We start from the raw sequence: 23774 nt of genomic DNA, 5'->3' as shown, positions 1-23774 counted from the left end.
CAATCTCCGCCTCACGCCCCGAACAGCCAGGCTGCCATTGGCGGGCTGCTGGGCAGCCAGGCGTGAAAGTAGCTGGCGCGCACGCTGCCGTGCTGGTAGATGGCTTCGCCGCTGGTGCGGGCGCTGCCGGGGGCCGGGCGGGTGTGGGCGATGGGCGACAGCGGTGTGCGGGCGGCGGAGTAGTGGAAGGTGTGGCCGCGAAGAGGGGGCAAGGGCGGCAGAAAGTGGCTGGCGCTGTCTGCCGGCATGGCCCATTGCTGCATGCCCAGGCCGCCGAGGCGTTTTTGCATGGCGGTTTCGCCGGGCAGCAGGCCCCAGAGGGGCCAGGTGTGGCCGCTGGCGTCCGTCAGGCGCTCGAACAGAACCATCATGCCGCCGCATTCGGCCCAGATGGGTTTGCCTGCGGCGGCGTGGGCGTGCAGTTGCGCTTTCAGGTCGCTGCGCGCGGCCAGGCGGGCGGCGTGCAGTTCGGGGTAGCCGCCGGGCAGCCAGAGGGCGTCGCACGCGGGCAGGGCGTCGCCTGCCAGGGGCGAGAAGAAGACGGCGCGCGCGCCCAGTGCGTGCAGGGTTTGCACGTTGGCGGGGTAGATGAAGGCAAAGGCGGCGTCGCGGGCGATGGCGATGACGCGGCCGGCCAGCGGCTTTGCGTTGTCTTCAGGCGCGGGCAAATCGGGTGCGTCGGCCGATTCGGGCGCGCCGCCTGAATCCGGCGCATCCGGCGCATCCGGCGCATCAAAGGCGGCGGGCCAGCGCGCTTGCCATTCGGCCAGGCTCATTTGGCCCAGGGGCGTGGCGGCGAGCAGGTCGGCGGCGGCGTCCAGCCGCGCGAGGGCTTCGGCGCGGGGCATTTCGTGGGCGGCGATCAGGCCCAGGTGGCGCTCGGGCAGGTGCATGGCGGCGCTTTGCGGCAGGTGGCCCAGCCATTCGCTGTCAGGCAGGGCCTGGCGCAGCAGGCGGGCGTGGCTGTCGCTGGCCGCGCCGTTGGCCAGCACGCCGGCCCAGGGCAAGGGGCCGCGCGTGTCTTCGCCCCAGTGGCGCAGGCCGTGGGCGATGGCGCCCAGCGTTTGCGCCATGCGGCCTGTCTGAATGACGGCGAGCACGGGCAGAGAAAAGCGCCGCGCAAGGTCGGCGGCGCTGGGGTCGCTGTCGTGCAGGCCCATCACGCCTTCTACCAGCATCACGTCGGCTTGCTGCGCGGCCTGGCGCAGGCGCTGGCGGGCGTCGGCTTCGCCGGTCATCCACAAATCGATGTTGTGCGCGGGCTGGCCGCTGGCGAGCTGGTGCCAGAAGGGGTCGAGAAAGTCCGGCCCGCATTTGAAGACGCGCACGCGCCGCCCTTGCCGCGCGTGCAGGCGGGCCAGGGCGGCGGTGACGGTGGTTTTGCCCTGCCCGGATGAGGGGGCGCTCACAAGCAGGGCGGCGGCTTTGGCGCTCACGGCATGGCCCAGCGCAGGCCCACGTAGAAGCTGCGGGCGGGCTGCGGGTAGCCGCGCGCGGTTTCGTAGCGGGTGTTGGTGGCGTTGTCGATGCGCGCCAGCAGCGTCCATTGCCGCGCGAAGGTGGCGCTGGCGTAGAGGTTGAGCAGGCCGTAGCCCGCCATGGCGTTGCGGTTGGCGCGGTCGTCAAAGCGGCGCGAGTGGGCCTGCCATTCGGCGCCCACATCCCACAGGCCAATGCGCGTGTCGGCGGCCAGTTTGGCAATGCGGCGCGAGCGGCGGGGCAGGAGCTTGTCGCTGTCCAGGTCTTTGGGGCGCTGCACGTCAATGGAGGCCGTCAGTCGCACGGATGCGATGCGGTGCGTGCCGCTCAAGGCCACGCCTTCGTATTGCGCGCGGCCGATGCTGTGGTAGCAGCCAAAGCTGGCGGCGCAAGGGCCTGCCGCGCCAAAGACGATGAGGTTGCGCACGCGGTTGCGATACACGGTCAGGTCGATCTGGCTGCCCTGGCGCGCCCAGTGCAGGCCCAGCTCCACGTTGCGGCCCGTTTCGGGCTTGAGGCCCGCCTGCCCGTATTGGCTGAAGCGCTGGTAGAGCGTGGGCATGCGCAGGGCGCGCCCGGCGGCGGCGCTCACGCGCCATTCGGGCGCAAAGCGCCAGCCGTAGGCCAGGCTGCCGCCGGTGTGGCCGCCAAAGTCGCTGTCGTCTTCGCGCCGCAAATTGGCTTGCAGGGTGTGCGGGCCGTGGCTGAAGCCGTAGATGAAATTGAGCGAGGTCTGGTGGCGGCTGCGGACGATGGGGTCGTTTTCCAGATGGTCATGGCGGCGCTCCAGCGTGGCGGCGGCCAGGTGCGGGCCTTCGCGCCATTCGCTGTGCAGCTGGGCGGTGCGCTGGCGCGTTTTGTTCAGGTAGGGCGATGGCCGCGTTTCATAGCGCTGGCCCGCGTGGCTGAGGGTGGCGGTGGTGCGCCAGGCGCGGCTCCACTGGGCGGCCCAGGTGCCAGCGAGCGTTTGCACGCGGTTGTCGCCCCAGTCATCGGCCCAGTTGGCGGGGCTGGAAGTGAAGTCGTCGTACTGCGCCTTCATGCGGCCCCACAAGGCGCTGGCTTGCAGGCGGTGCTGGTCATTGAGCTGATAGCCCGCACTGGCGCTGGCGTTGGTGTTGCGCCAGCCGTCGCGGTCAGGGTTGCCGCCGGTGCGCACGCTGTAGCCCTTGGCCTGCTCGTGCGACGCGCCCAGCGCGTAATCGGCCGCGCCGCTTTTGGCGGTAAAGCCCGCGTCGGCCTTCCACAGCCCGCGGCTGCCTGCGCCCACGCCGGCGTAGGGCGCGAAGCCCTCGCGCGTGGCGCGACGGGTGAAGATTTGCACTGCGCCCGCAATGGCGTCAGAGCCATACACGGCCGCCGCCGGGCCGCGCACGATTTCAATGCGCTCCACCTGCGCCAGCGGCAGCGCCTCCCACGGCGCGCCGCCAATTTGCAAGTCCATGCGCACGCCGTCCACATACACGGCGATAAAGCGGCTCTCGGCACCGCGCATCATCACGGAAGTGGCCGTGCCGGGGCCGCCATTGCGCGTCATCTCCAGCCCCGGCTGGCGCGCCAGCATGTCGGCCACGGTGGCCGCGCCGCTTTGGGCAATCTGCCGCTCGTCAATCAGCGTGAAATCGGCCAGCACGTCGGTGAGCGGCTGCGTGCTGCGGGTGGTGGTCACCACCACGTCAGGCAAGGTGGAAGAAGAGGAAAAAGAGCGTTCATCGTGGCCGCCAGCGGCAGCGGCAACAGCAGGCGCGGCGGCCAGCAGGCAGGCAGCAGCCAGCGCCGAAGCGCGCGCAGGCGGATAAAGGCGAGAAGTCATGAGGAAAAACAGCTTGAGAAACAGCCCCGGCTGGCTTCCCCGCCAGCATGAAGGGCAATCACGGCCCGCGCGCGGCAGCGCTGTTGCGCCGCGCGCGGGCCACCTGTTGTTGGCCGGTATCCGGGCTGGCGGCTTGCCTTCGCGCCCGGCCTTCCGGCTGGCAGGCGCGCCGCCTGCCAGCAAAGCAGGCACGCCTAGGCCGTGGCGAGGGTGGGAACGAAGCTGCGGCGCGATCAAAACCCTGAACAGGTTCTGGCCGCGCCGCATGCCGCTTACCGTTGCGGGGGCAGCGCAGGTTGGGCTTTGGAAACGAGGTTCCGGGGCCTTCCTGCTTCCCGTTGAACCGCGCCGCCAGAACGGCAGCGCAGGCACCAACAGCGTCAGATTGTAAGAAGCTGTTCAAGGAAAACGTTGCTGCGGATTACCCTGAAAAGCAGGGCGGCAAGGGCCGGCCCGCGTGGAAAGCGCTCCATCCATTGCTTTGGCAAAGCCGCAGGGCGCATTGAAAACAGGAGCAAATCTGAAGGGTTGAAAAACGGCTCTTGCGCAGGTTCCACTAGGACATCATGCTCCAAATTTGGAAGCAAATTCTGCCCTTTCCTTCTTCCTTTTTCACGCGCGGTCTCGCCTTCTCATGCAGGTTGTGAACAGACTTGGCAGGAGCTGGCTGCTGCTACATATGCTGCAAAATATTCACCAGGTTCCCCAGCGGATCGCGAACAAAAAACCTCCGCACGCCCCAGGGCTCTTCAGCAACACCGTATTCAAGCGCAATACCTGCCGCATGAATGCGGGCGAGGATTTCATCAAGATTATCTACTTCAACCGATAAATCAGGCACCGGAGTACCTGATCCGCCTTCACTAGCTATGCTGACCTGCACAGTCGTAGTTTCCGCATTGCCATAAGTCTGTATCCATCCGTGATCCATGAGCAGCTCCAGGCCCAGGATGTCCCGGTAAAAAGCAGCAGCTGACTCAGGTTTATCAGCGGCAAGATTAGTAACGATACGCTTAACAGCCATCAGACGCCCCTTCCGTGAGTGTTTTATTTTGGCTCAATCTTCAGGCACTTACGATGAAGCCTATCAAGAGATGCAAGCCTACAGGGCAAGATTAAGAACGGGTTTAAGTCTAAACACAGGCAAAGCTCATTAGATTTGCGGGTTAGAGTTTCTCCGCCTGGCAGGCTGTACGCCTGGGGTGTATGCGACACGAGAGCTAATCTCTGGGTGCGGGATCAAACAAATATTGCGGAATGTTACGAACATGGCGTGCACACACGCAATATGACAGGATGCCTTTGCACCTGCGGCAGCTACAGGGTTTACTAGATTGGTAATCCATCTAGAGCGACCGAGAGACCTGGCTCGACGACGTCGCAGCAACCTCGCCTGCGGTGGCGCATCATGCGCCCTCATAACGCCGAAGGTGCTAACGCCAGCAACCGATGGGAGATACTGTGGGACTGCCCAGCCCCTTCTCGTTCACAAACCCGCTAGCCCCTACCCCCAACCCCGCGCATAAATCCGATGAAGCGCGGGTAGCGTTCTGGGAAAATCTTGCTGCTTTCCCTTTGCCTGCGGCAGCGCGATGGCATGTTCATGGGCCTGGCGTGAAGGGCGCCGTCTTTCGGAGCCTGTTGGCACGCTGTCCGTGGGCGCAGGCTCTACGCCCGCAGCCGCCGGGGCACAGACTCCAGCCCTTGCGCCACGGGCGGCGCCGGATTGAGGGCTTCGCCCGCCAGCACGCGCTCATAGCACTGCTGGTAGGCGCGGGCCATGGCCAGATGGCTGAAGCGGCGCTTGACGCTTTCATGGCAGGCGCGGCGGTCAAAGCGGCCTGCACCGGCCAGGGCCTGGGCCAGGGCGCTTTCGCTGTCAGACAGAAAGCCGGTTTCTTCGCTCACCAGCTCGGGCAAAGAGCCGTAAGGCGTGGCGATGACGGGGCAGCCCAGGTACAGGCTTTCGATGATGGCCAAGCCAAATGGCTCGTGCCAGAGCACGGGAAAGAGCAGCGCGCTGGAGCGGCGGATGAGTTCCAGCTTGTGCTCGCCGCCGACCATGCCGTGAAAGCGCACATCGCGCCCGGCGTAAAAGTAGAAGTTGGATTTGAGGCTCCAGCGCCGCCCGCCCATTACGTGCAGAGGCAGCGCAGCGCGGCGGGCGATGCGCACGGCGCCTTGCAGGTTTTTGTTGCGGTTGGCGGCCTTGGCCAGGTAGTGCGCGTAGCGCGCGGCGGGCGGCGGCGCATTCAGATTCGGCTCGCCGTAATCGGGCCAGTGCAGGCCGTTGTACACGTGGCACTGCGCGCCGTGAATGCGCGCGTGCTTTTGCGACAGGAAGATGGTGTTGACGGGGTAAGGCTGGCGGCTTGACCGGTTGGCATGCTCGGTGCAGACGTAAGGCGTGCGCACCAGGCCGTGCGCGTTGTCATAAGGCCAGTGAAAGTGCAGCACATCGGCCCAGCCTTCAATCTGCGCCTCCAGCGGGCGGGCGGCGTCAAACACCTGGGCGGCGGGGTGGCCGGCCGGGTTGGCGCGCACCAGAAAGCGCGCTTCGTGCCCCAGCGCCTGCTGGCCCAGCGAAAGCGCCCACATCACGCGCTCGGTGCCGCCGTAGCGCAAGGGCGGCAGGGGGGTTTCGGTGAGCAGGATGTGGAGGATTTTCACGGGCAGGCCGGTGGCTGAAGGGGCAGCACGGGAGCGGCGTTAGGGGAGCAGCGTCAGAAGTGAAAGACGGGCGTGTCCGGAAAGTTCATCAGGCGCGGCGCGTCGCAGTCCCACGGCTGGGTCAGGCGCACGCCTTCGCCTTGCAGTTGCACGAGGGTGGCGCGCATCACGGGTTCGTCGCCTGTGATGGCCAGCAGCCGCCCGCCGGGCGCCAGCTGCGCAATCAGGTGCTGCGGCGCGCGCGCCACGGAGCCGGAGAGCACGATGGCGTCAAACGGCCCTTGCGGCAGCGGCGCGGTCTGCGCGGCGTCGCCTGCCAGCACTTGCACGTTGCCTGCGCCCGCGCGTTGCAAATTGGCCTGGGCGAAGGCGGCAATGGCGTTGTCGATTTCAATGGTGAACACGCTGGCGGCCTGCCGCCCCAGCAGCGCGGCCATGTAGCCCGAGCCTGTGCCCACGTGCAGCACGCGCTCGCCGCCTTGCAGGCGCAGCTCTTGCAGCAGGCGGGCCTGCACGCGCGGCGGCAGCATCACCTGCCCGCGCTGGCGCGCCAGGGTTTCGTCATCCAGCAGGGGCAGCTCGATGTCGGCAAAGGCCAAGTCGCGGTATTTGGCGGGGGCGAAAGCCTCGCGCGGCACTTCGGCCAGCAATTGGCGCACGCGCTCGTCTGAAACATTCCAGGGGCGCACTTGCTGCTCGATCATGTTGAAGCGTGCTTTTTCCAGGTTCATCGCGGGTTTTCCAGCAGAGGGGCAAAAAGAGATGAATTCTAGAATTTCCACCTCTTTTCACAGGCATGCCGCACACGCAGCCACCCACGCAAACCAGGAGACAAGCCCCATGCACGCCACGCTTGACAAGCCCCAGCCGCTGCACTTCATGCCCCGCCCTGCCCAGCCGGCCGCCCCGGCTGGCACGGGCCGCTGGAAAGTGGAGCAAATCGAAGCCTTGCTGAACCTGCCTTTTCCCGAGTTGATGTGGCAGGCCCAGCAGGTGCACCGGCAGCACTTCAACGCCAATGAAGTGGATTTTTCCTCGCTGCTGTCGGTGAAAACGGGCGGCTGCCCGGAAAACTGCGGCTACTGCTCGCAATCGGCTCACCACGACACGGGCCTGAAGGCCAGCAAACTGATGGAAGCCGACCAGGTGCGCCAGGCCGCGCGGGCCGCCAAGGCTTCAGGCGCGCAGCGCTTTTGCATGGGCGCGGCCTGGCGCGGCATCAAGGAGCGCGACATGCCCGCCATTGCCGAACTCATCCACATCGTCAAGCAGGAAGGGCTGCAAGCCTGCGCCACGATGGGCATGCTCGAGCCTGGGCAGGCCGAGCAGCTCAAGGCCGCCGGGCTGGACTACTACAACCACAACCTGGACTGCTCGCCCGGGTTTTACGGCAACGTGGTCAGCACCCGCAGCTACGAAGACCGGCTGCAAACCCTGCGCCGCGTGCGCGAGGCGGGCATCAACGTGTGCTCCGGCGGCATCATCGGCATGGGCGAAACGCGCCGCCAGCGCGCCGAGCTGATTGAGCAGCTGGCCAACCTATGGCCGCAATACCCCGACAGCGTGCCCATCAACAACCTGGTGAAAGTGCCCGGCACGCCGCTGGAGAACGCGCCCGATGTGGACCCCTTCGAGTTCGTGCGCATGATTGCCGTGGCCCGCATCACCATGCCGCGCGCGCGCATCCGCCTGGCCGCAGGCCGCCGCCAGCTGGACGACGGCATGCAGACTTTGTGCTTTCTGGCCGGCGCCAACAGCATCTTCCTGGGCGAAAAGCTGCTGACCACCCCCAACCCCGACGCCGACGACGACCACCGCCTGCTCAAGCGTCTGGGCATGCGCGCCACAGACGCAGGCCGGCCCTGAGTCTGGGGGCCTGTTCAGAGCCTGTCCGCAGGCGCGGCAAGTGCGCACTTGGAGTGCGGCTTCGGGCGCTCTGCGGCGGCACGTCATTTCTGCGTGAAAGGCGAAAAAGCACAAACGGCCGCCGCCTCGCTGACGGATGGCGAGGCCCGCCGCCCGGCCAGACGGCGGGCATGGCGCCCGCGAAGGTGCAGTTTTCCCTTGCGCTCCGGCGCAGGCGGGCTGCCTTCAAGGCGACGGACTGGCAAATCCGCGTGAACAACACCATGCGCGCCGCACTGCCGGGCGGTTAGAACCTGCTCACAATCCGTCTGTGGGTGCGTCCGTGGGTGCGAAAAGCGCAGGCTTGGGGCCGCCTGCGGCTTTGGCGATAATTTGCTCCTTGATTCATAGCATGATGTCCTAGTGGAACGTGCGCTGAAGCCATTTTTGACTCCATGAATCCGCTCTTGTTTTTAAGGTAAAACGCCTGATGACCGGCTCTCTTGCCAACTCTTTAGCTGCGCCGCCCGCTGGCGGCTTTCCTGACTGGCCGCTGCTGGCCCAGTGGCGGGCCAGCGTGCAGGCGGGGCAGTTTGACGGGCACTTTCCGGGGCGGCCCATCCTGCCGGGGGCGTGGCTGCTGGATGCGGTGGCGGCGCAGGTGGAGGCGGCCTGCGGGCGGCGCGTGCTGGCGGTGCGCGAGGCCAAGTTTTTGTCCGCCGTGCCCGCCACGCCGCCCGGCCCGCTGCTGCGTTTGCATGCGCGGCTGGAGCCGGATCTGGCGCGCTTTGCGCTGATGCACGGCGCGGCGCTGGCGTGCGCGGGCGCGCTGGCGCTGCAAGAGGGCGCATGAGCCGCAGCCCCGCCCCGCCCCAGGCTCCGGTAGAGCCGCCGCAGCGGCTGGCAGCAGGCAGCGCCGCCCCATCCGCCGCCAGCGCCTGGCGGCAGCGGCCCGAGCGCAGTTCCATGTGGGTGCTGCGGCTGATGACCTGGCTTTCCTTGCGGCTGGGGCGGCGCGTCAGCCGGCTCATCCTTTATCCCATTGCGGCGTATTTCGTGCTGTTCGCCCCGGCGGCGCGGCGCGCCAGCCGCGACTTTCTGCGCCGTGCGCTGGGCCGCCCTGCGCGCATGGGCGATGGTTTCAGGCATGTGCTGGCTTTTGCTTCGGTGGTGCATGACCGCGTGTATTGGCTGCGCGGCCAGCATGAGCTGTTTGACGTGCGCCTGAGCGGCATTGAGCATGTGATCGGCCTGCGGCAGGCGGGGCGCAGCATCGTTTTCATGGGGGCGCACTTTGGCAGTTTCGAGGCGCTGCGCGTGCTGGGCGGGCGCTACGGGCTGGATGTGCGCATGCTCATGTACCCGGATAACGCGCGCATGGTCACGCAGACGCTGGCGGCCATCAATCCCGAGCTGACCGAAAGCGTGATCGCCCTGGGCCAGCCCGATGCCCTGCTGCGCGTGCACGAGCACATGGCCGCAGGCGGCTGCGTGGGCTTTTTGGCCGACCGCACGCTGCAAGAGGGCGATGGCAAGGCGCGCCTGCTGCCGTTTCTGGGCGATAAGGCCGCTTTTCCGCAGGGGCCGCTGCGGCTGGCGGCGCTGCTGCGCGCGCCGGTGGTGTTCATGGCGGGCATGTATCTGGGCGGCAACCAATACCATCTGGCGTTCGAGCCGATGGCCGATTTCTCGCATACGCCCGCTGGCGCGCGCGCGCAGGCGCTTGACCAGGCCCTGCAACGCTACGTGGCCCTGCTGGAGGCGCACTGTCTGCAAGCGCCGTGGAACTGGTTCAACTTCTATGACTTCTGGAATGCGTCTTCCCCGCCCCTGCCGCCTGGCTAGCGCCGCCGCGCTGCTGGCCGCCTGCTGCTGGCTGCCCGCCGCGCTGGCTGGCAGCTCCGCTCCGTCTGCGGCCGCCGCAGCGCCCGGCTGGGACGTGCCGCGCCTGATGCAGCTGCTGGCGCGCCATCCCACGGGCCGCGCCACGTTCACCGAGACCAAGACCATCGCGCTGCTGGACGAGCCGGTGGTCAGCTCCGGCGAGCTGCTCTACAGCCCGCCGGACCGGCTGGAAAAGCACACGCTCCAGCCCGAGGCGGAGTCGATGATCATCAACGGCAAGAACCTGACGCTGATGCAAGGCGGCCAGCGCCGCGAGCTGCGCCTGCCGCAGTACCCCGAGGTGGAGGTGCTGGTGGCCGCCCTGCGCGGCGCGCTGGCGGGCAGCCAGGCGCTTTTGCAGTCGCACTACGCGCTGGCGCTGGCGGGCAGCGAGGGCGGCTGGCAGCTGGCCCTCACCCCGCTGGACGAGCAGATGCGCCGCCGCTGGCTGCGCAAGGTCACCATCCGTGGCGCGCGCGGCGTGGTGCAAAGCGTGGAGATGGAGCAGGCCGACGGCGACCGCTCGCTGATGGAAATCCGGCCCGCGCCCGCTCCATCCGCCGCCAAGTGAAGCGCGCCGCCATCCTCGCCGCCTGGCTGCTGCTGGCCGCCGCGTGCGTGGCCGCCATGCTCGGCGCGCGCTACAGCACCGACATGTCGGCCTTTTTGCCCAGCCGGCCCAGCGCGCGCCAGCAGCTGCTGGTAGATCAGATACGCGACGGCGCGCTCTCGCGCCTGGTGCTCATTGGCCTGCAAGGCGGCACGCCCGCCGCGCGCGCCCAAGCCTCGCGCGATCTGGCCGCCCGGCTGCGCGCCGACGATGCCTTTGCCGCCGTCATCAACGGCGACGCCGCCAGCCGCGAGCGCGATGAAGCCTGGCTGCTCGCCCAGCGCTACGCCCTCAGCCCGCAAGTGACGCCCGAACGCTTCACGCCCGAAGGGCTGCGCGCGGCCCTGCAAGGCAGCATCGCCGCGCTGGGCGGCTCCGCCGGGCTGGCGCTCAAGGCCCTGCTGCCGCGCGACCCGACTGGCGAGATGAGCGCGCTCATCAGTCAAATGGCCGGCGGCCCTCTTCCCAACAGCAGCGAAGGCGTGTGGGCCAGCGGCGACGGCAGCCTGGCCCTGCTGGCGGCCCTGACCGCCGCCCCCGGCGCCGATACCGACGCGCAGGAGCGCGCGCTGGCACGGCTGCAAGCGGCTTTCGAGGCCGCTGCGCCCCCGGCCTCCGGCGTGCGGCTGCTCATGACCGGCGCGCCCGTTTTTTCCGTGGACGCGCGCCGCACCATCCGCAGCGAAGTCGGGCGCCTCTCGCTGGCGGGCACGCTCACTGTCTTTTTCATGATGCTGGCCTTCTACCGCTCGCTGCGCAACGTGCTCATTGGCCTGCTGCCCGTGGCCACGGGCATTGCCGCCGCCATCGCCGCCGTGGCGCTGGGCTTTGAAACCGTGCACGCCATCACCATCGGCTTTGGCACCACGCTCATGGGCGAAACCATCGACTACAGCATCTACTTTCTGGTGCAAAGCGGCGCGGGCGGCCATCCTGAAGCCGCCCGCCAGCGCGCCCGCTGGCTGCGCAGCTACTGGCCCACCATCCGGCTGGGCGTGCTCACCTCGGTGTGCGGCTTTGCCGCGCTGGCGTTTTCCAGCTTTCCGGGGCTGGCGCAGCTGGGCGTGTATTCCGTGGCCGGGCTGCTCACCGCCGCCGCCGTCACGCGCTACGTGCTGCCCGCGCTGCCCGCCGCGCCCGTGCCGCCCGGCAGCATCGCCTGGCTGGGCGCGCGCATGGCCGCACTGCGCCGCGCCATGCAGGCGCTGCGCTGGCCGGCGGCGGCCTGCGCAGCGGCGGCGCTGCTCATCGTCATCAGCCACGGGGCGGCGCTCTGGGCGCGGGGGCTGTCGGGCCTCAACCCCGCGCCGCTGGCGCTGCAAAAGCTCGACGAACGCCTGCGCGGCGAAGCGGGCGCGCCCGATCTGCGCTTTCTCGTCATCGCCCCCGCCGCCACGGCGGACGGCGCGCTGGCCGCCGCCGAACGCGCCGAGCGCCTGCTGGCCCCTTGGGTGCAGCGCGGCGACATCCTCCACATCGACAGCCCCGCGCGCTTTCTGCCTAGCGCCGCCGCCCAGGCCGCCCGCCGCGCCGCCCTGCCCGCGCCGGATGATTTGCGCCAGCGCCTGCAAGCGGCCACCAGCGGCCTGCCCATCCGCCCCGAACGCCTGGAGCCATTCGTGCAAGACGTGGCGCAGGCCCGCCAGCAGCCGCCCCTGACAGCCAGCGCCCTGCAAGGCGCCAGCTTTGACTTCGCCTTGCAAACCCTGCTGCTGCCGCGCGAAGGCGGCTGGGCCGCCCTGCTGCCCCTGCGCCTGCCGGACACGCTCGCGCCCGAAGGCATCGCCCGCCTGCAAGCCGCCGTGGACCAGGCGCTAGCGGGCGCGCCAGAAGAAGCGGCGGCAAAAACGGCGGCAGATTCGATGGCGGATTCGGCAGCGGACGCGCCCTTCTTCCTGGACCTTGACGCCCAGACCGCCGTCCTGTTCGGCCAGTACCTGGACGAGGCCCTGCTCTTTACCAGCCTGGGCGCGGCGGCCATCCTGGCCGTGCTGGCCGCCGCCCTGCGCAGCGCCCGCGCCCTGCTGCGCGTGCTGCCGCCGCTGGCCGCCGCCGTGCTGCTCGTCATGGCCGCTCATGCGCTGGCGGGCACGCCGCTGACGCTGCTGCACCTCATTGGCCTGCTGCTCATCGTGGCCGTCGGCTCCAACTACGCGCTGTTTTTCAACCAGAACATCAGCGGCGCGCAAAGCGAAGGCGGCAGCGCCGCCGCCCTCGCCTCGCTCGCGCTGGCCAACGTTTCCACCCTCATCGGCTTTGGCGTTCTGGGCCTGTCGCAAGTGCCCGTGCTCCACGCCATCGGCGCCACCGTCGGCCCCGGCGCCCTGCTGGCGCTGCTGCTGTCCATGAGCTGGAGCGCGCGCCAGCCGCCCGCGTGCGGCCCGGAAAAAGAGCGCGCGTGAGCTGCCGGCTTGCGGCGCCCGTTTGCAAGCCGCCCCGCAGGGACGCGAAAGAGCGGACAGGCCAGGAGCTTGCTGCGGTTGTTTAGCTTCCATATCCATAGCAAGAGGTCCTAGTGGAAGCTGCGCAGAACCCGTTTTTTATACCTTTAAATTCGCTCTTGTTTTTGAGTCTGACGGCGAGCCGTGCACCAGCTCCGCTCCGCCGCGATCAGGGCAGCCCACAGCCGGGCGCAAGTAAACTTGTTTGCCCCGGTTATTCGAGCGCCATCAAGCGCCACCCAACGCAACAAGGTTCACTTCATGCTGTTCAGCAAACTGATGCCCAAGGAGGGCAATTTTTTTGAACTGTTCAACCGGCACGCTGAGCACGTGGTCGAGGCGGCCCAGGCGTTTGGCAGGCTGGTGGAGCACTACGGCGATGCGGCGATGCGCCAGCAGCACACCCGCGAGGTGGACGGGGCCGAGCGCGCCGCCGACCGCGTTACGCACGAAGTCACGCGCCTGGTTCACACCACCTTCATCACGCCCATCGACCGCGAGCAGATCCACGCCCTTATCAACCAGATGGACGACGTGGCCGACTTGCTGCAAGACTGCGCCGAAGCCATGACGCTGTATGACGTGCAGCACATGACGCCCGAAGTGGCCCAGCTCACCGCCTTGTGCATGCAATGCTGCGAGCGCGTGCGCGACGCGGTCGCCCTGCTGCCGCGCGTGGCCGAGCAGGCGGCGGCCGATGCAGCGCTGAAGTTCTGCGAAGAAATTGACCGCCTGGAGTCCGAGGGCGACCGCCTGCTGCGCGAGGCCATGAGCAAGCTTTTTCGGCAAGAGCCTGACGTGCGCGAGCTGATCAAGCTCAAGGCCCTTTACGAGCTGCTGGAAACCGTCACCGACAAGTGCGAAGACGTGGCCAACCAGATCGAAGGCGTCATCCTCGAAAACTCCTGACCCGCGACCAAGGCCCCAAATCCATGGAAACCGCCCAAGTGGCCCTGTGGGCCGTCGTCATGCTGGTGGCGCTGGCCATCGCGTTTGACTTCATGAACGGCTTTCACGACGCGGCCAACTCCATCGCCACCGTCGTCTCCACGGGCGTGCTGCGCCCCACGCAGGCCGTGGTTTTTGCCGCCTGCTTCAACCTGCTGGCCGTGGCCATCTTTCACCTATCCGTGGCCGCCACCGTGGGCAAGGGCATCGTGCAGCCCGGCGTGGTGGACGCGCATGTGGTCGCCGGCGCGCTCACGGGCGCCGTGGCCTGGAACCTCATCACCTGGTACTACGGCATCCCCAGCAGCTCCTCGCACGCGCTCATCGGCGGCATCGTCGGCGCGGCCACAGCCAAGGCGGGCGCGGGCGTGCTGCTGGCCGGCGGCATTCTCAAAACGGTGGCCTTCATCTTCATCTCGCCGCTTCTGGGCTTCGTGCTCGGCTCGCTCATGCTGGTGCTGGTGGCGCGGCTGTTTCGCCGCATGCGCCCCAAAAAAGTGGACCGGTGGTTTCGCCGCCTGCAACTGCTCTCCGCCGGGGCCTACAGCCTGGGCCACGGCGGCAACGACGCGCAAAAAACCATCGGCATCATCTGGATGCTGCTCATGGCCACCGGCTACAGCGCGGCGGGGGCCGACGCGCCGCCCGTCTGGGTGGTGATTTGCTGCTACGCAGCCATTGCGGCAGGCACCATGTTTGGCGGCTGGCGCATCGTCAAGACGATGGGGCAGAAGATCACCAAGCTCAAGCCCGTGGGCGGCTTTTGCGCCGAAACGGGCGGTGCGCTCACGCTGTTTTTCGCCACCGCGCTGGGCGTGCCCGTGTCCACCACACACACTATCACCGGCGCCATCGTCGGCGTAGGCTCCGCGCAGCGCGCCTCCGCCGTGCGCTGGGGCGTGGCAGGCAACATCATCTGGGCCTGGGTGCTCACCATTCCGGCCAGCGCTTTCGTGGCCGCGCTGGGTTATTGGCTCAGCAAGGCGCTGTTCTGAGAGCCTGTTCAAAGTCTGGCCTTGATGGACAGCGGGCAGGGATGGCCGCAAGGTGCAGATTGCAGACAGCCTTGCAGCCTGCTTGAGACCCAGCGAGGATTCGCGGCGCCCAAGGCCGCCCCCCAGAAGACTGCGAATCCGCACTTTCGCATTCACGCATGAGCTATGGATAGGCACTCAAAGTCTGCTCGTAGGCTGGACTTTCTAGCTCCTTTATCGATAGCAATACGTCCTAGTGAAAATTGCGCTCAGGGTCATTTTGGGCACCCTGTATTTGCTTCTGTTTTTAAAAGCGCTCCCGGCAGTTGGAGCAGCATGAAGCTCCTGCTCCTGTTTATTTGACTGTGTCTGCAACGCCTACGCCGTCGGCCTCTACGCTTTTCTGCAACAAGCTGCTGATAGCAAGCAACGCCTCACATCTTGTTGAATTCTGTTGTGCCTTGATGACTGTTGCATTGGTTTGACGCAATTGTGGATGACCTCGCCCTCAGAAGCGGTCCCAAGCCAGCGCAAATGATGAGACTGCCCGAAAATCAGAAGCTCTGAAGCAAGGCAAACACAGTGAGTTGCCATAACAAATAAAATATGGAAAGTTACGAACAATCGAACAATGATGATGGAGTTTGCGCTTACGTACATTCAAGGCATTGCGCGATATGAATCTGTTTGAACATTGGTTTTTCTGGCTGGTGCTGCTGGCGGTTGTGCTGGCTGCAATTGCCGCTTTCTGGCTGCTGTGGCGATCGGATGAAGGCAAGGCGCAACATCATGCCCATGCCGCGCGCAAGCTGCGCGTGCCTCCTGAGCAGTGGCCGTTGAGTGCTCGCCCCGTGCTCAACACGCTGGAGCGCAGCGTATGGCTGCAATTGGCGCACATCTTTCCTGAAAGCATGATCATGGTGAAGATGCCTATCACCCGCTTTACAGTGCCACGCCGGGGCGAAGAGGCGCGCGACTGGTTCGAGATGCTCAACAGTCTGTACTGCACTTTCACGATTTGCAGTGACGAAGGCCGCGTGCTGGGCTGTGTGGACGTGGCAGGCCCTAGCGGCGTTTCAGCAGCCCATAGCAATCTCAAGCACCAGTTGCTGTCGCAATGCGGCATTGCCTACTTTCTGCTTTCGCCAGGCGCAGCGTTGCCGCCAGCTGAGGCTCTGCGTTCGCGCTTTCTTGGCATCCACGACAGCACTGCGTCAGACTTGGCACGCCTGCAACAGGCGCGCCAGCAGCTACACAAGGCGCTGGATCGCAAGCGCAATATCCGCAATGACAGCGGCCCTGCAAGCTGGCAACAGAACGACTCCTTCCTCGCACCTTTCGATAGCCGTCACAACAGTCTTTCGCGGTAAGTAAAAGCAGAAGACGGGTGGCCTGTAAACCGTCCATTACCAAAAGCTCCGCCAGAAGCTGGCGGGGCTTTTTTCTTTGATGCACCCTGCATCATACGGTTACACATGAATAAATTAACCTGAATCAATTTCGCAGAAGAACCCATGCCACGGCTTTGATTACCATTCTTCCACCAATGTTTTTGGGTGGCTGGCGGGGGTCTGGCCACTTGCTAAACAGCGGTTTTTGCAACGAAAGAGAGGGTCTTTGACCATGAAAGCAACCACCATCCGCAAATCACTGCTTTGCTCGGCCATTGGCGCATGCCTGATGGGCACGTCCGCCTTTGCCGCTGATCCCGTTGTGTCCACCACAGGCGGCCTGCCTGGCTATGAAGTCATCAAGGCTTCTCCCAGCATCGACAAGCTCCAGCGCGTCAAGCAAACGCTGGTCGCTCCGCCGAACGTGCCTGAACACTCCCTCAAATCGCCCGCCGCGCCGCGCGTGGTGCAGGTGGAAATGACGATTGAGGAAAAAGAAATTGAAGTCGAGCCTGGCGTGTTCATGTGGGCTTTTGCTTTCAATGGCACCGTGCCCGGCCCGATGATCATCGTGCACGAAGGCGACTATGTTGAGCTGACGCTCAAGAACATGGCCAAGAACCAGCTGGTTCACAACATTGACTTCCACGCTTCCACCGGCGCTCTGGGCGCTGGCGAGCTGACCCACGTGCAGCCCGGCCAGGAAGTGGTGGTGCGCTGGAAGGCCTCCAAGCCCGGCACCTTCGTGTATCACTGTGCTCCCGGCGGCCCCATGATTCCCTGGCACGTGGTGCATGGTATGAATGGCGCTCTTACTGTGCTGCCCAAAGGCGGTTTGAAAGACAAGAACGGCAAATCCATCACGTACGACAAGGCCTATTACATTGGCGAGCAGGACTTCTACCTGCCCAGGGATGAAAAAGGCAATTTCAAGCGCTTTGCCACCGCTGCCGAATCCATGGCCGAAGACAAGGAAGTCATGGACAAGCTGATTCCCAGCCATATTGTGTTTGGCGACCGCAAATACGCCTACACGGGCGAAAAGGCCATGACCGCCAAAGTGGGCGAAACCGTCATGTTCTACCACTCGCAGGCCAACCGCTTTTCGTATCCTCACCTGATCGGCGGTCACGGCGACTATGTGTGGGAACGCGGCAATCTGGCTGATCCACCCGCTCAAAACCTGGAAACTTGGGCCATTGCAGCCGGCTCCACCGGCGCGGCCATGTACACCTTCCGCCAGCCTGGCGTGTATGTGTACCTGAACCACAACCTGATCGAATCCGTGAACTTGGGCGCCCTGGCTCACGTGAAGGTTGATGGCAAGTGGGACAACAACCTGATGGAGCAGCTCGTTGCTCCGCGCGCCTACAAGGAATAAGGCGGCATGACGGATGGCCGCAAGCTATATTGCGGCCATCTGCCAGGGCGGAGTCTGGCGGCTCCGCCAAAAACAGTTCCTTTCCAGCAGCCCGCTTTTTCCGGGGCGGGTTGTTTCTTCAGGCAACCGGAAACCAGAAATTTCACGGCTGTTTGGCCAGCAGTCATTCAGGCAAGGAGACACAGTGATGAACATGCTCAGGAAGTGGATGGCAGTTTGCCTTTGCATATTCGGACTGTGGGCCGGCGCCGCCCAGGCGCGCGACATCACGTTTGATCTCCGGGACGCAAACGGGCCTGTCACGCAAAAGAGCTACCCGGGCAAATACCTGCTTTTGGCCATTGGCTACACCTCCTGTCCGGACATCTGCCCGACCACGCTGTATGAATATGGCCTGGTCATGAAGGCCCTCAAAAACCCGGATGCCATCCAGCCCATCTTCGTCACCATTGATCCGGTGAGTGACGATGTCGAGCGCCTCAACACCTACACCCGCTTTTTTGACGAGCGCATCGTCGGCCTGACGGGCGAGATGAAAAACATTCAGGCTCTGGCGGATCAGCTGGGCGCCACCTTTGGTTACCGCATGGACGGCAAGAAAGTAGACCAGCCCAAGCCAGGCATGAGCTACACCGTCTATCACAGCGCCCTGATCTACCTCATCGGCCCCGACCGCAAGCTGATGGACGTGTTTGACTACCAGATTGGCGCCAAAGGCCTGACCGAGGCGCTGGACAAGGTGCTGGGCGATGGCAAAGGCGGCCCCGCTCCCAAAGCCGCCGCGCCTGAAAGCGACAAACAGGACGCGCCGCAGACAGCCGCGCCCGCCGTCGCAAACGGCAAAGCGGCCTGCGCCCTGCCCGCCGGTTTCGAGGCCGCCAAGCAAGCCGTGGCGCTGAAAGACGTGATGGCTGACGCGCCGGCAGACAAAGTCGTTCTCCTCAATCTCTGGGCGCTGTGGTGCGCGCCCTGCCGCACGGAATTGCCCCTGCTTGACAAACTGGCCGCCAGCCAGAAAGACATGAAGGTGCAAACCCTGAATCTGGGCGACAAAGAGCCTGACATCGCCACCCTGTTTGCCAAGATGGGCCTGAAAAACCTGCCGCAAACCCGCACCCAAGGCAGCGACGTGCTTCAGCGCCTGGGCGCGCCCGGCCTGCCCTTCACCAGCCTGTTTGTGAACGGCAAGATGGCCGCAGCCAAGAGCGGCATGATTGACAAGACCGACGCACTGGCCGAATACGCCAAATGCGCCGCTGCAAGCCAATAAACACAGCACCGGCCGGGGGCGATTGGTGAATCCGTTGTCTCTGGCAATCTCCGTTTTTTTTCAACTCACCACTGAAAGGAGCATCCAATGAAAATCAAATACGCCGTCGCTGTGGCCGCCGCCCTGCTGGCCGTGCAAGCGCAAGCCGCAGACGCCTCACACACCGAGCTGAAAGACTGCGCCATTCAGGAAGTGCTGCCCGGCAAAGACATGACGGGCGCGTTCGCGCGCATCGTCCACACCGGCCCGGCCGTGGACGTGGTCAAGGCCGAAGTGCCCAGCGTTTCCCAGCGCATTGAATTGCACAGCATGGTCATGAAAGATGGCGTTATGACCATGACGCAAATGACCGACGTCAAGATCAACGCTGGCGAGCGCGTGTTCAAAAAAGGCGGCGATCACGTCATGCTGTTTGACGTGGCGAAAAAGCCCAAAATCGGCAGCAAGCACACCATGACGCTTTATTTCAGCGATAACACCAAGGCTTCTTGCGAAGCCGTGGTCAAGTCGGTGCAAGACGTGATGAAGGACGCCGGCATCGACCCCAACAGCGCCAATGACGCCCACGGCGGCGGTCATGGCAAGCACTGATCGTTCTTGAAAACCTGTTCGCAGACCGCCCGGGTCCGCGTTTTTCACACACACGAACGGACTTGGCACAGGTTCTGAGACGAATCAGCATTTAAGCAATGGCGGCTGCAATGCCGCCATTTTTTTGCAGGAGAAAGCCCCATGAAAAGACGCGATTTCGTTCTCTCGGCAGCCAGCAGCATGGCCCTGGCGCATGCAGGCGCATGGGCCAGCGCCACGCCAGCCGCTCCTGCGGCCCCATCGCTTTATGAACCCACGCGTTATGTTTTTGTTGCCGACAAGATGAGCAACTTCATCAGCGTGATTGACCTCGTTTCAGGCAAGCACGTTGAATCGCTGGATTTCGGCATTCGCCCACACGTTTTTGAAATGGCGCGCGACGACGCCATGATGGCTGTTGCATCGCCCGAGGCCACGCAAATTTGCTTTTTCAACCTGAAAACGCGCGAAACCACGCGCATGAAACTGCCCGCGCCGGTTTACCAGATCTTTTTCGTGCCGCAATCCAAGCTGGTAGCTCTTGGCATGCGCGACTGCGTGGGCATGATTGACTACGACGAATTCACGCTCAAGGTATTTAACCGCAAGTTTGATTCGCCCAACCGCAAAACCGTCCTGGATTCCTTCTATTTCCTGTTGTTCAGCTCCTTCAGCCAATCATTCTGGGTGCTGGATGAAGAAAAGCCGCGCATTTTCCATAAATACGGAAAAGACAGCGCCGACTCCAAGTGGGATGAGATTGATTTCTCTGGCCGCATCAAAACCAGCCGTGGTTTTGACGTGGGCATTTCCAGCCCCGAAGACTATTTGCTCACCATGACCACGGAAGACGGCAACGAAGGGCTGATCTACTTTCCCGAAAGCGACAAGCTGCTGAGCACCGGCTCCATGCGCACCGCCACAAACACCTACAAGCCCATGCTCATGCCGTATATCGACTTCTATACCAAGAATGTCATTTTCGGCAACAAAGAAGGCCAGATGGCCCACTTTGACCTCGAAAGCGGCAGCGACAAGCCTGAACGCTTCACTGTGGATTTTTCGCCCCGCTTCATTCGCAGCGGCTGGCTGGAAAGCACCTGGGTGCTCGCTGGCGACAAGGGCATCATGTTCCAGTCCCTCAAAGACCCGGCAGACCGCAAAGTCTTCCGCTTCGTGGCCGAAGTCACCAACGTCTGGGTCACGGGCGACAGCAAAACCGCGCTCATCACCATCGACGAGGGCTATCCGCAGATCATTCCCTACGACATCCGCACGCGCGAGCGGCTCAAGCCCATTCTCACGCCCGGCGTGTCCATGGCCAACATCATCCGCATGAGCAGCAACAACAGCATTTGCTACTGAACGCGGCAGGCGAAAACAGACGAGAGAAAACGCCTGTTTTCGCTCTTTTATTCATAGCATCAGGTCCTAGTGAAACGGGCGCAAGGCCCGTTTTTTGCCCCTTTAAATTTGCTCCTTTTTCAGGGGCGCGCGCTCCGTTTTCCGCCGCTTTTCTTTCCTGTTTTCCAGGACGGGCGCCCGGCTCATGGCCGGTAGCGGTAATGCCCCGTCACCAGCCAGCGCAGCAGCGCATCTTCTTCCTGCGTGCCTGCGCCCACGTTATGAATGACCAGCGGCGTGCCGCTGGCGCTTTTACGGTCGGAAATGATGCCGATATGCGGCAGGTTGCCTGGCAGCATCCAGGTCACCATGTCGCCGGGCCGGTAATCCCCAGGCTGGCGGCTGGCGGGCAGCGACTGGCCCCGCCGCCGGAAAAACACGGCCAGATTGGGCACGCGCCGGTGGTCAATGTTCGTATCGGGGCGCTTCAGCCCCCACAGCTTCGGATAGGCAGGCCAGGCGCGGCGCATGTCTTCGTGCACGAGCTGCTGCAAATCCACGCCCTGTGCGCGCCAGGCGCGCACCACCACATCCGTGCACACGCCCGCTTGCGCAGGCACATCGCCCATCGGGTAGAGGATGCGGCGGTAGGCGCCGTCGTAGCGCGTGGTCACGCCAATTTGCGCGCGGGCGGCACGCACCAGCTTCAGGGCGTGCGCAGGGGCCGCCGTTTCCGCGCTGCCTGCTGCCAGCGCCGGGCCTGCCAAAGCTACGGCGCAGCTTGCCAGCACCGCCAGCGCGGCGCGGCGGTGGGCATTCATTTCTTCTTGCTCCCGATCTTCGATTCCGTGCCCGCCAGCAGGCGGCGCATGTTTTCGCGGTGCCGCCACAGCAGCAGCAGCCCCATCAGCGACAGCGCCATCAACACCGCCGCGTTGGCTTGCCACAGCCAGCCATTGCCCGCCAGATACAGGGCGGGCGCCAGCACGGCAGCCGTCAGCGCCGCCAGCGAGGAATAGCGCGAAACCAGCGCCACGCTCACCCAGACCATCACCACCGCCAGGCCCAGCAGCGGCTGCCAGCCCAGAATCACTCCCGCAGCCGTCGCCACCCCCTTGCCGCCTTTGAAGCCGAAAAACACCGGATACAGATGCCCCAGAAACGCCGCCAACCCCGCCACGGCTGCAGCAGCAGGCGGCAAGCCCGCGCCAAACCACCCCAGCAACGCCACAGGCAGCCAGCCCTTGAAAGCATCCAGCAGCAACGTGGCTGCCGCCGCTTTTTTGGAACCGGAGCGCAGCACGTTTGTCGCCCCCGGATTGCCGCTGCCATAGCTGCGCGGGTCCGCCAGTCCCATTGCGCGGCTGACGATGACGGCAAAGCTGAGCGACCCCAGCAAATAAGCCCCCACGGCAATAGCCAGCAAGGGCCAGGCGGTTTCATTCATGGCAGATGTCTCCTTCTTCAAAACCTGCGAAAAGCGGCCGGGCATTGTAGAGGCCGTTTCAAAGGCAAATGTCATGCGCGCCGATATGCGTTCTGCTTGGAAACAGGTGGATTTTTCAAATGCTTATTTCACCCGGTCTAGCGTCTGAACCATTTTCAGAACCGGCGGAAAAGATCACGCCGTTCCACTCTGGAAGCGGAGTATTGATAAATTGCCAGGGATTGATATTCAACTTTTTGAGGCGATCGACCCATCCGTTCCCGATTGAAATGGCGATCCATTTCACGATGGCCTGAAACCTTCTTTTTCGTCACGCCAAATGAGCGGCGCTGTTTTTGACGATCCAATTGCCTGGCGGTAATGGGAGGGAGCAAGGCGCAAACCATAAACGGCCCTGCGCCATATTTGCGACCCGGCTTTGCGCCTACGAAGACACACCCATGAGCAGGCTGCGGACGGGTCCGCAGCGCTGCTAGCTGACGCGGCCCGTTTCAGGCCAGCGCCAGCGCAAGAGCTGCCACGCGGCCAAGCCAACGAGGAGGAAGGAAAAAGAGGCCAGCGCCAGGGTCATGGCCGAGTGCATGACCAGCGGCGCGACAACGCCTGCCACCAGCCCATTGACGGCGGAGCTGGCGGCAGCCTGCAAAGAAGAGGCCATGCCCCGGCGGGAAGGAACGACATCCAGCGCCAGCAAGGTGACAGCGGGCGTCATGAGCGCCCAGCCAAAGGAAAAAATGGCAATGGGCACAAAAGCCCACCATGCGCTGGGCGGCAGCAAGGCGCTGGCAGCCAGGTTGATGAGCGAGATGGCGGTCATGATGACAAAGCCATCGCGGATTTGGCGGCGGGGCGGCACGCGCCCGGCCTTCTGCCCGGAAAGCCAGGAGCCGCCCATGATGCCGCCAATGCTGAAAAAGAAGAACCAGAAAAACTGTGTGGGTTCCAGCCCCAGAATGCGCCCCAGAAAGGCCGGCGCCGCCAGGATGTAGAGAAACATGCCGTTGAAAGGCACGCCGGAGGCCAGCGTCAGCAGCGTGAAACGCCCATTGCCTGCAAGCTGGGCGTAGCCGCGCAAGAGATCGCCTGCGCGAAAAGGCTGGCGCTGCGCCAGCGGCAACGACTCGGGCAGCAGACGGAAGTTGATCAGCCACAGCGCCGCGCCAATAGCGGCAAGAAACCAGAAAACAGCGTGCCAGCCCCAGGCGTGCGAGAGCGCGCCGCCGATCATGGGAGCGACAGCGGGCGCGACGCCAAAGAAGATGGTGATCTGGCTCATGACGCGCTGCGCTTCGGCAGGGCGGAAGATGTCGCGCACGACGGCGCGCGAGACCACGATGCCCGCGCCAGTGGAAAAGCCTTGCAGGGCGCGGCAGACGATGAGCTGCTCCACATTGGGCGCCAGGGCACAGCCGATGGATGCGAGGGTGAAGACGACCAAGCCGCCAAGCACGACGGGGCGGCGGCCCAGGCTGTCGGAAAGCGCGCCGTGAAAGAGGTTCATGAACGCGAAGCCGAACAGATAGGCCGAGAGGGTTTGCTGCATTTGCGTGGGGCTGGCAGCGGTGGCCTGGGCGATGGCATCAAAAGCAGGGATGTAGGTGTCGATGGAAAAGGGACCCAGCATGCCCAGAATGGCCAGCAAAATGGCAAGCGCCCAGCGGGGGCCTTGCCAGGCAGATTGGGGTTCAGTGGCGTTCATGAAAAGCG

22 protein-coding genes and 2 riboswitches are annotated in these 23774 nt (G+C 64.6%); of the genes, 13 read left to right on the top strand and 9 right to left on the bottom strand.

Going from position 1 to position 23774, the window contains the following annotated elements; translation table 11 throughout:
- Positions 1 to 11: 11 nt before the first annotated feature.
- From QB898_RS00415 to QB898_RS00395, 5 genes are all read right to left on the bottom strand, one after another.
- Positions 12 to 1436 carry a cobyrinic acid a,c-diamide synthase CobB gene (locus QB898_RS00415; RefSeq protein WP_279523349.1) on the bottom strand — a complete coding sequence of 475 codons (1425 nt, stop codon included), beginning with the start codon at positions 1434 to 1436 and terminating at the stop codon, positions 12 to 14.
- On the bottom strand, positions 1433 to 3292 hold the full coding sequence (locus QB898_RS00410) for a TonB-dependent receptor domain-containing protein (RefSeq protein WP_279523348.1): 1860 nt from the start codon (positions 3290 to 3292) through the stop codon (positions 1433 to 1435). Before QB898_RS00410 ends, QB898_RS00415 begins: the two co-directional genes overlap by 4 nt.
- A gap of 94 nt (positions 3293 to 3386) precedes the next feature.
- A riboswitch (cobalamin riboswitch) is annotated at positions 3387 to 3683 on the bottom strand.
- Positions 3684 to 3965: 282 nt separating this feature from the next.
- Positions 3966 to 4316, bottom strand: a complete 351-nt coding sequence (locus tag QB898_RS00405) for a VOC family protein (protein ID WP_023133590.1) — start codon at positions 4314 to 4316, stop codon at positions 3966 to 3968.
- Positions 4317 to 4631: 315 nt separating this feature from the next.
- Positions 4632 to 4748: riboswitch (SAM riboswitch) on the top strand.
- A 212-nt stretch (positions 4749 to 4960) separates the two neighbouring features.
- On the bottom strand, positions 4961 to 5962 hold the full coding sequence (locus QB898_RS00400) for a glycosyltransferase (RefSeq protein WP_279523347.1): 1002 nt from the start codon (positions 5960 to 5962) through the stop codon (positions 4961 to 4963).
- A 53-nt stretch (positions 5963 to 6015) separates the two neighbouring features.
- Positions 6016 to 6693 (bottom strand): protein-L-isoaspartate O-methyltransferase family protein, encoded by a 678-nt coding sequence (locus QB898_RS00395; protein ID WP_279523346.1) that lies wholly within the window; start codon positions 6691 to 6693, stop codon positions 6016 to 6018.
- A 109-nt stretch (positions 6694 to 6802) separates the two neighbouring features.
- Between QB898_RS00395 and bioB the strand changes: the two genes are divergently transcribed.
- From bioB to QB898_RS00335, 12 genes are all read left to right on the top strand, one after another.
- Positions 6803 to 7828: a biotin synthase BioB gene (bioB, locus tag QB898_RS00390; protein WP_428982706.1), complete on the top strand. Its 1026-nt coding sequence runs from the start codon at positions 6803 to 6805 to the stop codon at positions 7826 to 7828.
- 469 nt (positions 7829 to 8297) lie between these two features.
- Complete coding sequence (locus QB898_RS00385) at positions 8298 to 8660, top strand: ApeI family dehydratase (RefSeq protein ID WP_279523345.1); 363 nt, start codon at positions 8298 to 8300, stop codon at positions 8658 to 8660.
- The gene (locus tag QB898_RS00380) at positions 8657 to 9652 is read left to right on the top strand and encodes a lysophospholipid acyltransferase family protein (protein WP_279523344.1); all 996 of its coding nucleotides are present in this window, start codon (positions 8657 to 8659) and stop codon (positions 9650 to 9652) included. The genes QB898_RS00385 and QB898_RS00380 overlap by 4 nt, the downstream gene beginning before the upstream one ends.
- Positions 9621 to 10262: an outer membrane lipoprotein carrier protein LolA gene (locus QB898_RS00375; RefSeq protein WP_279523343.1), complete on the top strand. Its 642-nt coding sequence runs from the start codon at positions 9621 to 9623 to the stop codon at positions 10260 to 10262. Before QB898_RS00380 ends, QB898_RS00375 begins: the two co-directional genes overlap by 32 nt.
- Positions 10259 to 12703 carry an MMPL family transporter gene (locus tag QB898_RS00370; RefSeq protein WP_279523342.1) on the top strand — a complete coding sequence of 815 codons (2445 nt, stop codon included), beginning with the start codon at positions 10259 to 10261 and terminating at the stop codon, positions 12701 to 12703. Before QB898_RS00375 ends, QB898_RS00370 begins: the two co-directional genes overlap by 4 nt.
- 300 nt (positions 12704 to 13003) lie before the next feature.
- Positions 13004 to 13651, top strand: a complete 648-nt coding sequence (locus QB898_RS00365; RefSeq protein ID WP_050715914.1) for a DUF47 domain-containing protein — start codon at positions 13004 to 13006, stop codon at positions 13649 to 13651.
- A gap of 23 nt (positions 13652 to 13674) precedes the next feature.
- On the top strand, positions 13675 to 14685 hold the full coding sequence (locus QB898_RS00360; protein WP_102282932.1) for an inorganic phosphate transporter: 1011 nt from the start codon (positions 13675 to 13677) through the stop codon (positions 14683 to 14685).
- Between the two features lie 689 nt (positions 14686 to 15374).
- A complete protein-coding gene (locus QB898_RS00355) occupies positions 15375 to 16034 on the top strand; it encodes a DUF2726 domain-containing protein (protein WP_279523341.1) in 660 nt (219 codons plus the stop codon).
- Between the two features lie 253 nt (positions 16035 to 16287).
- Positions 16288 to 17436 carry a copper-containing nitrite reductase gene (gene nirK / locus QB898_RS00350; RefSeq protein ID WP_279523340.1) on the top strand — a complete coding sequence of 383 codons (1149 nt, stop codon included), beginning with the start codon at positions 16288 to 16290 and terminating at the stop codon, positions 17434 to 17436.
- A gap of 187 nt (positions 17437 to 17623) precedes the next feature.
- A complete protein-coding gene (locus QB898_RS00345; protein WP_279523339.1) occupies positions 17624 to 18706 on the top strand; it encodes an SCO family protein in 1083 nt (360 codons plus the stop codon).
- Positions 18707 to 18793: 87 nt separating this feature from the next.
- Positions 18794 to 19297 carry a copper chaperone PCu(A)C gene (locus QB898_RS00340; protein ID WP_279523338.1) on the top strand — a complete coding sequence of 168 codons (504 nt, stop codon included), beginning with the start codon at positions 18794 to 18796 and terminating at the stop codon, positions 19295 to 19297.
- A gap of 141 nt (positions 19298 to 19438) precedes the next feature.
- Positions 19439 to 20641, top strand: a complete 1203-nt coding sequence (locus QB898_RS00335; protein ID WP_279523337.1) for a YncE family protein — start codon at positions 19439 to 19441, stop codon at positions 20639 to 20641.
- Positions 20642 to 20823: 182 nt separating this feature from the next.
- Here the strand turns inward: QB898_RS00335 and QB898_RS00330 are convergent, their stop codons facing one another.
- Positions 20824 to 21441 carry a DUF1287 domain-containing protein gene (locus QB898_RS00330; RefSeq protein ID WP_279523336.1) on the bottom strand — a complete coding sequence of 206 codons (618 nt, stop codon included), beginning with the start codon at positions 21439 to 21441 and terminating at the stop codon, positions 20824 to 20826.
- Positions 21438 to 22067 (bottom strand): glycerol-3-phosphate 1-O-acyltransferase PlsY, encoded by a 630-nt coding sequence (gene plsY / locus QB898_RS00325; protein ID WP_279523335.1) that lies wholly within the window; start codon positions 22065 to 22067, stop codon positions 21438 to 21440. Before plsY ends, QB898_RS00330 begins: the two co-directional genes overlap by 4 nt.
- Between plsY and QB898_RS00320 the strand changes: the two genes are divergently transcribed.
- The gene (locus tag QB898_RS00320; RefSeq protein ID WP_279523334.1) at positions 22066 to 22215 is read left to right on the top strand and encodes a hypothetical protein; all 150 of its coding nucleotides are present in this window, start codon (positions 22066 to 22068) and stop codon (positions 22213 to 22215) included. The two genes, plsY and QB898_RS00320, sit on opposite strands and share 2 nt — an antisense overlap.
- A gap of 7 nt (positions 22216 to 22222) precedes the next feature.
- Here QB898_RS00320 and QB898_RS00315 read toward each other — a convergent pair whose 3' ends face one another.
- Positions 22223 to 22441 carry a hypothetical protein gene (locus QB898_RS00315; protein ID WP_279523333.1) on the bottom strand — a complete coding sequence of 73 codons (219 nt, stop codon included), beginning with the start codon at positions 22439 to 22441 and terminating at the stop codon, positions 22223 to 22225.
- A gap of 98 nt (positions 22442 to 22539) precedes the next feature.
- Complete coding sequence (locus tag QB898_RS00310; RefSeq protein WP_279523332.1) at positions 22540 to 23766, bottom strand: multidrug effflux MFS transporter; 1227 nt, start codon at positions 23764 to 23766, stop codon at positions 22540 to 22542.
- Positions 23767 to 23774: the final 8 nt, after the last annotated feature.

Origin of the sequence: Ottowia cancrivicina, assembly GCF_029813755.1 — a bacterium.
Classification (GTDB): Bacteria; Pseudomonadota; Gammaproteobacteria; order Burkholderiales; family Burkholderiaceae_C; genus Ottowia; species Ottowia massiliensis.
This window is presented reverse-complemented; position numbering and strand designations above follow the sequence as displayed.

Excerpts from the sequence above, each read along its gene's own strand:
- QB898_RS00365 (WP_050715914.1), top strand. The coding sequence starts at position 13,004 with ATGCTGTTCAGCAAACTGATGCCCAAGGAGGGCAATTTTTTTGAACTG.
- QB898_RS00335 (WP_279523337.1), top strand. The coding sequence starts at position 19,439 with ATGAAAAGACGCGATTTCGTTCTCTCGGCAGCCAGCAGCATGGCCCTG.
- bioB (WP_428982706.1), top strand. The coding sequence starts at position 6,803 with ATGCACGCCACGCTTGACAAGCCCCAGCCGCTGCACTTCATGCCCCGC.
- QB898_RS00360 (WP_102282932.1), top strand. The coding sequence starts at position 13,675 with ATGGAAACCGCCCAAGTGGCCCTGTGGGCCGTCGTCATGCTGGTGGCG.
- QB898_RS00385 (WP_279523345.1), top strand. The coding sequence starts at position 8,298 with ATGACCGGCTCTCTTGCCAACTCTTTAGCTGCGCCGCCCGCTGGCGGC.
- QB898_RS00375 (WP_279523343.1), top strand. The coding sequence starts at position 9,621 with ATGCGTCTTCCCCGCCCCTGCCGCCTGGCTAGCGCCGCCGCGCTGCTG.
- QB898_RS00320 (WP_279523334.1), top strand. The coding sequence starts at position 22,066 with ATGGCAGATGTCTCCTTCTTCAAAACCTGCGAAAAGCGGCCGGGCATT.
- nirK (WP_279523340.1), top strand. The coding sequence starts at position 16,288 with ATGAAAGCAACCACCATCCGCAAATCACTGCTTTGCTCGGCCATTGGC.
- QB898_RS00395 (WP_279523346.1), bottom strand. The coding sequence starts at position 6,693 with ATGAACCTGGAAAAAGCACGCTTCAACATGATCGAGCAGCAAGTGCGC.
- QB898_RS00330 (WP_279523336.1), bottom strand. The coding sequence starts at position 21,441 with ATGAATGCCCACCGCCGCGCCGCGCTGGCGGTGCTGGCAAGCTGCGCC.
- QB898_RS00345 (WP_279523339.1), top strand. The coding sequence starts at position 17,624 with ATGAACATGCTCAGGAAGTGGATGGCAGTTTGCCTTTGCATATTCGGA.
- QB898_RS00410 (WP_279523348.1), bottom strand. The coding sequence starts at position 3,292 with ATGACTTCTCGCCTTTATCCGCCTGCGCGCGCTTCGGCGCTGGCTGCT.
- QB898_RS00380 (WP_279523344.1), top strand. The coding sequence starts at position 8,657 with ATGAGCCGCAGCCCCGCCCCGCCCCAGGCTCCGGTAGAGCCGCCGCAG.
- plsY (WP_279523335.1), bottom strand. The coding sequence starts at position 22,067 with ATGAATGAAACCGCCTGGCCCTTGCTGGCTATTGCCGTGGGGGCTTAT.
- QB898_RS00310 (WP_279523332.1), bottom strand. The coding sequence starts at position 23,766 with ATGAACGCCACTGAACCCCAATCTGCCTGGCAAGGCCCCCGCTGGGCG.
- QB898_RS00340 (WP_279523338.1), top strand. The coding sequence starts at position 18,794 with ATGAAAATCAAATACGCCGTCGCTGTGGCCGCCGCCCTGCTGGCCGTG.
- QB898_RS00405 (WP_023133590.1), bottom strand. The coding sequence starts at position 4,316 with ATGGCTGTTAAGCGTATCGTTACTAATCTTGCCGCTGATAAACCTGAG.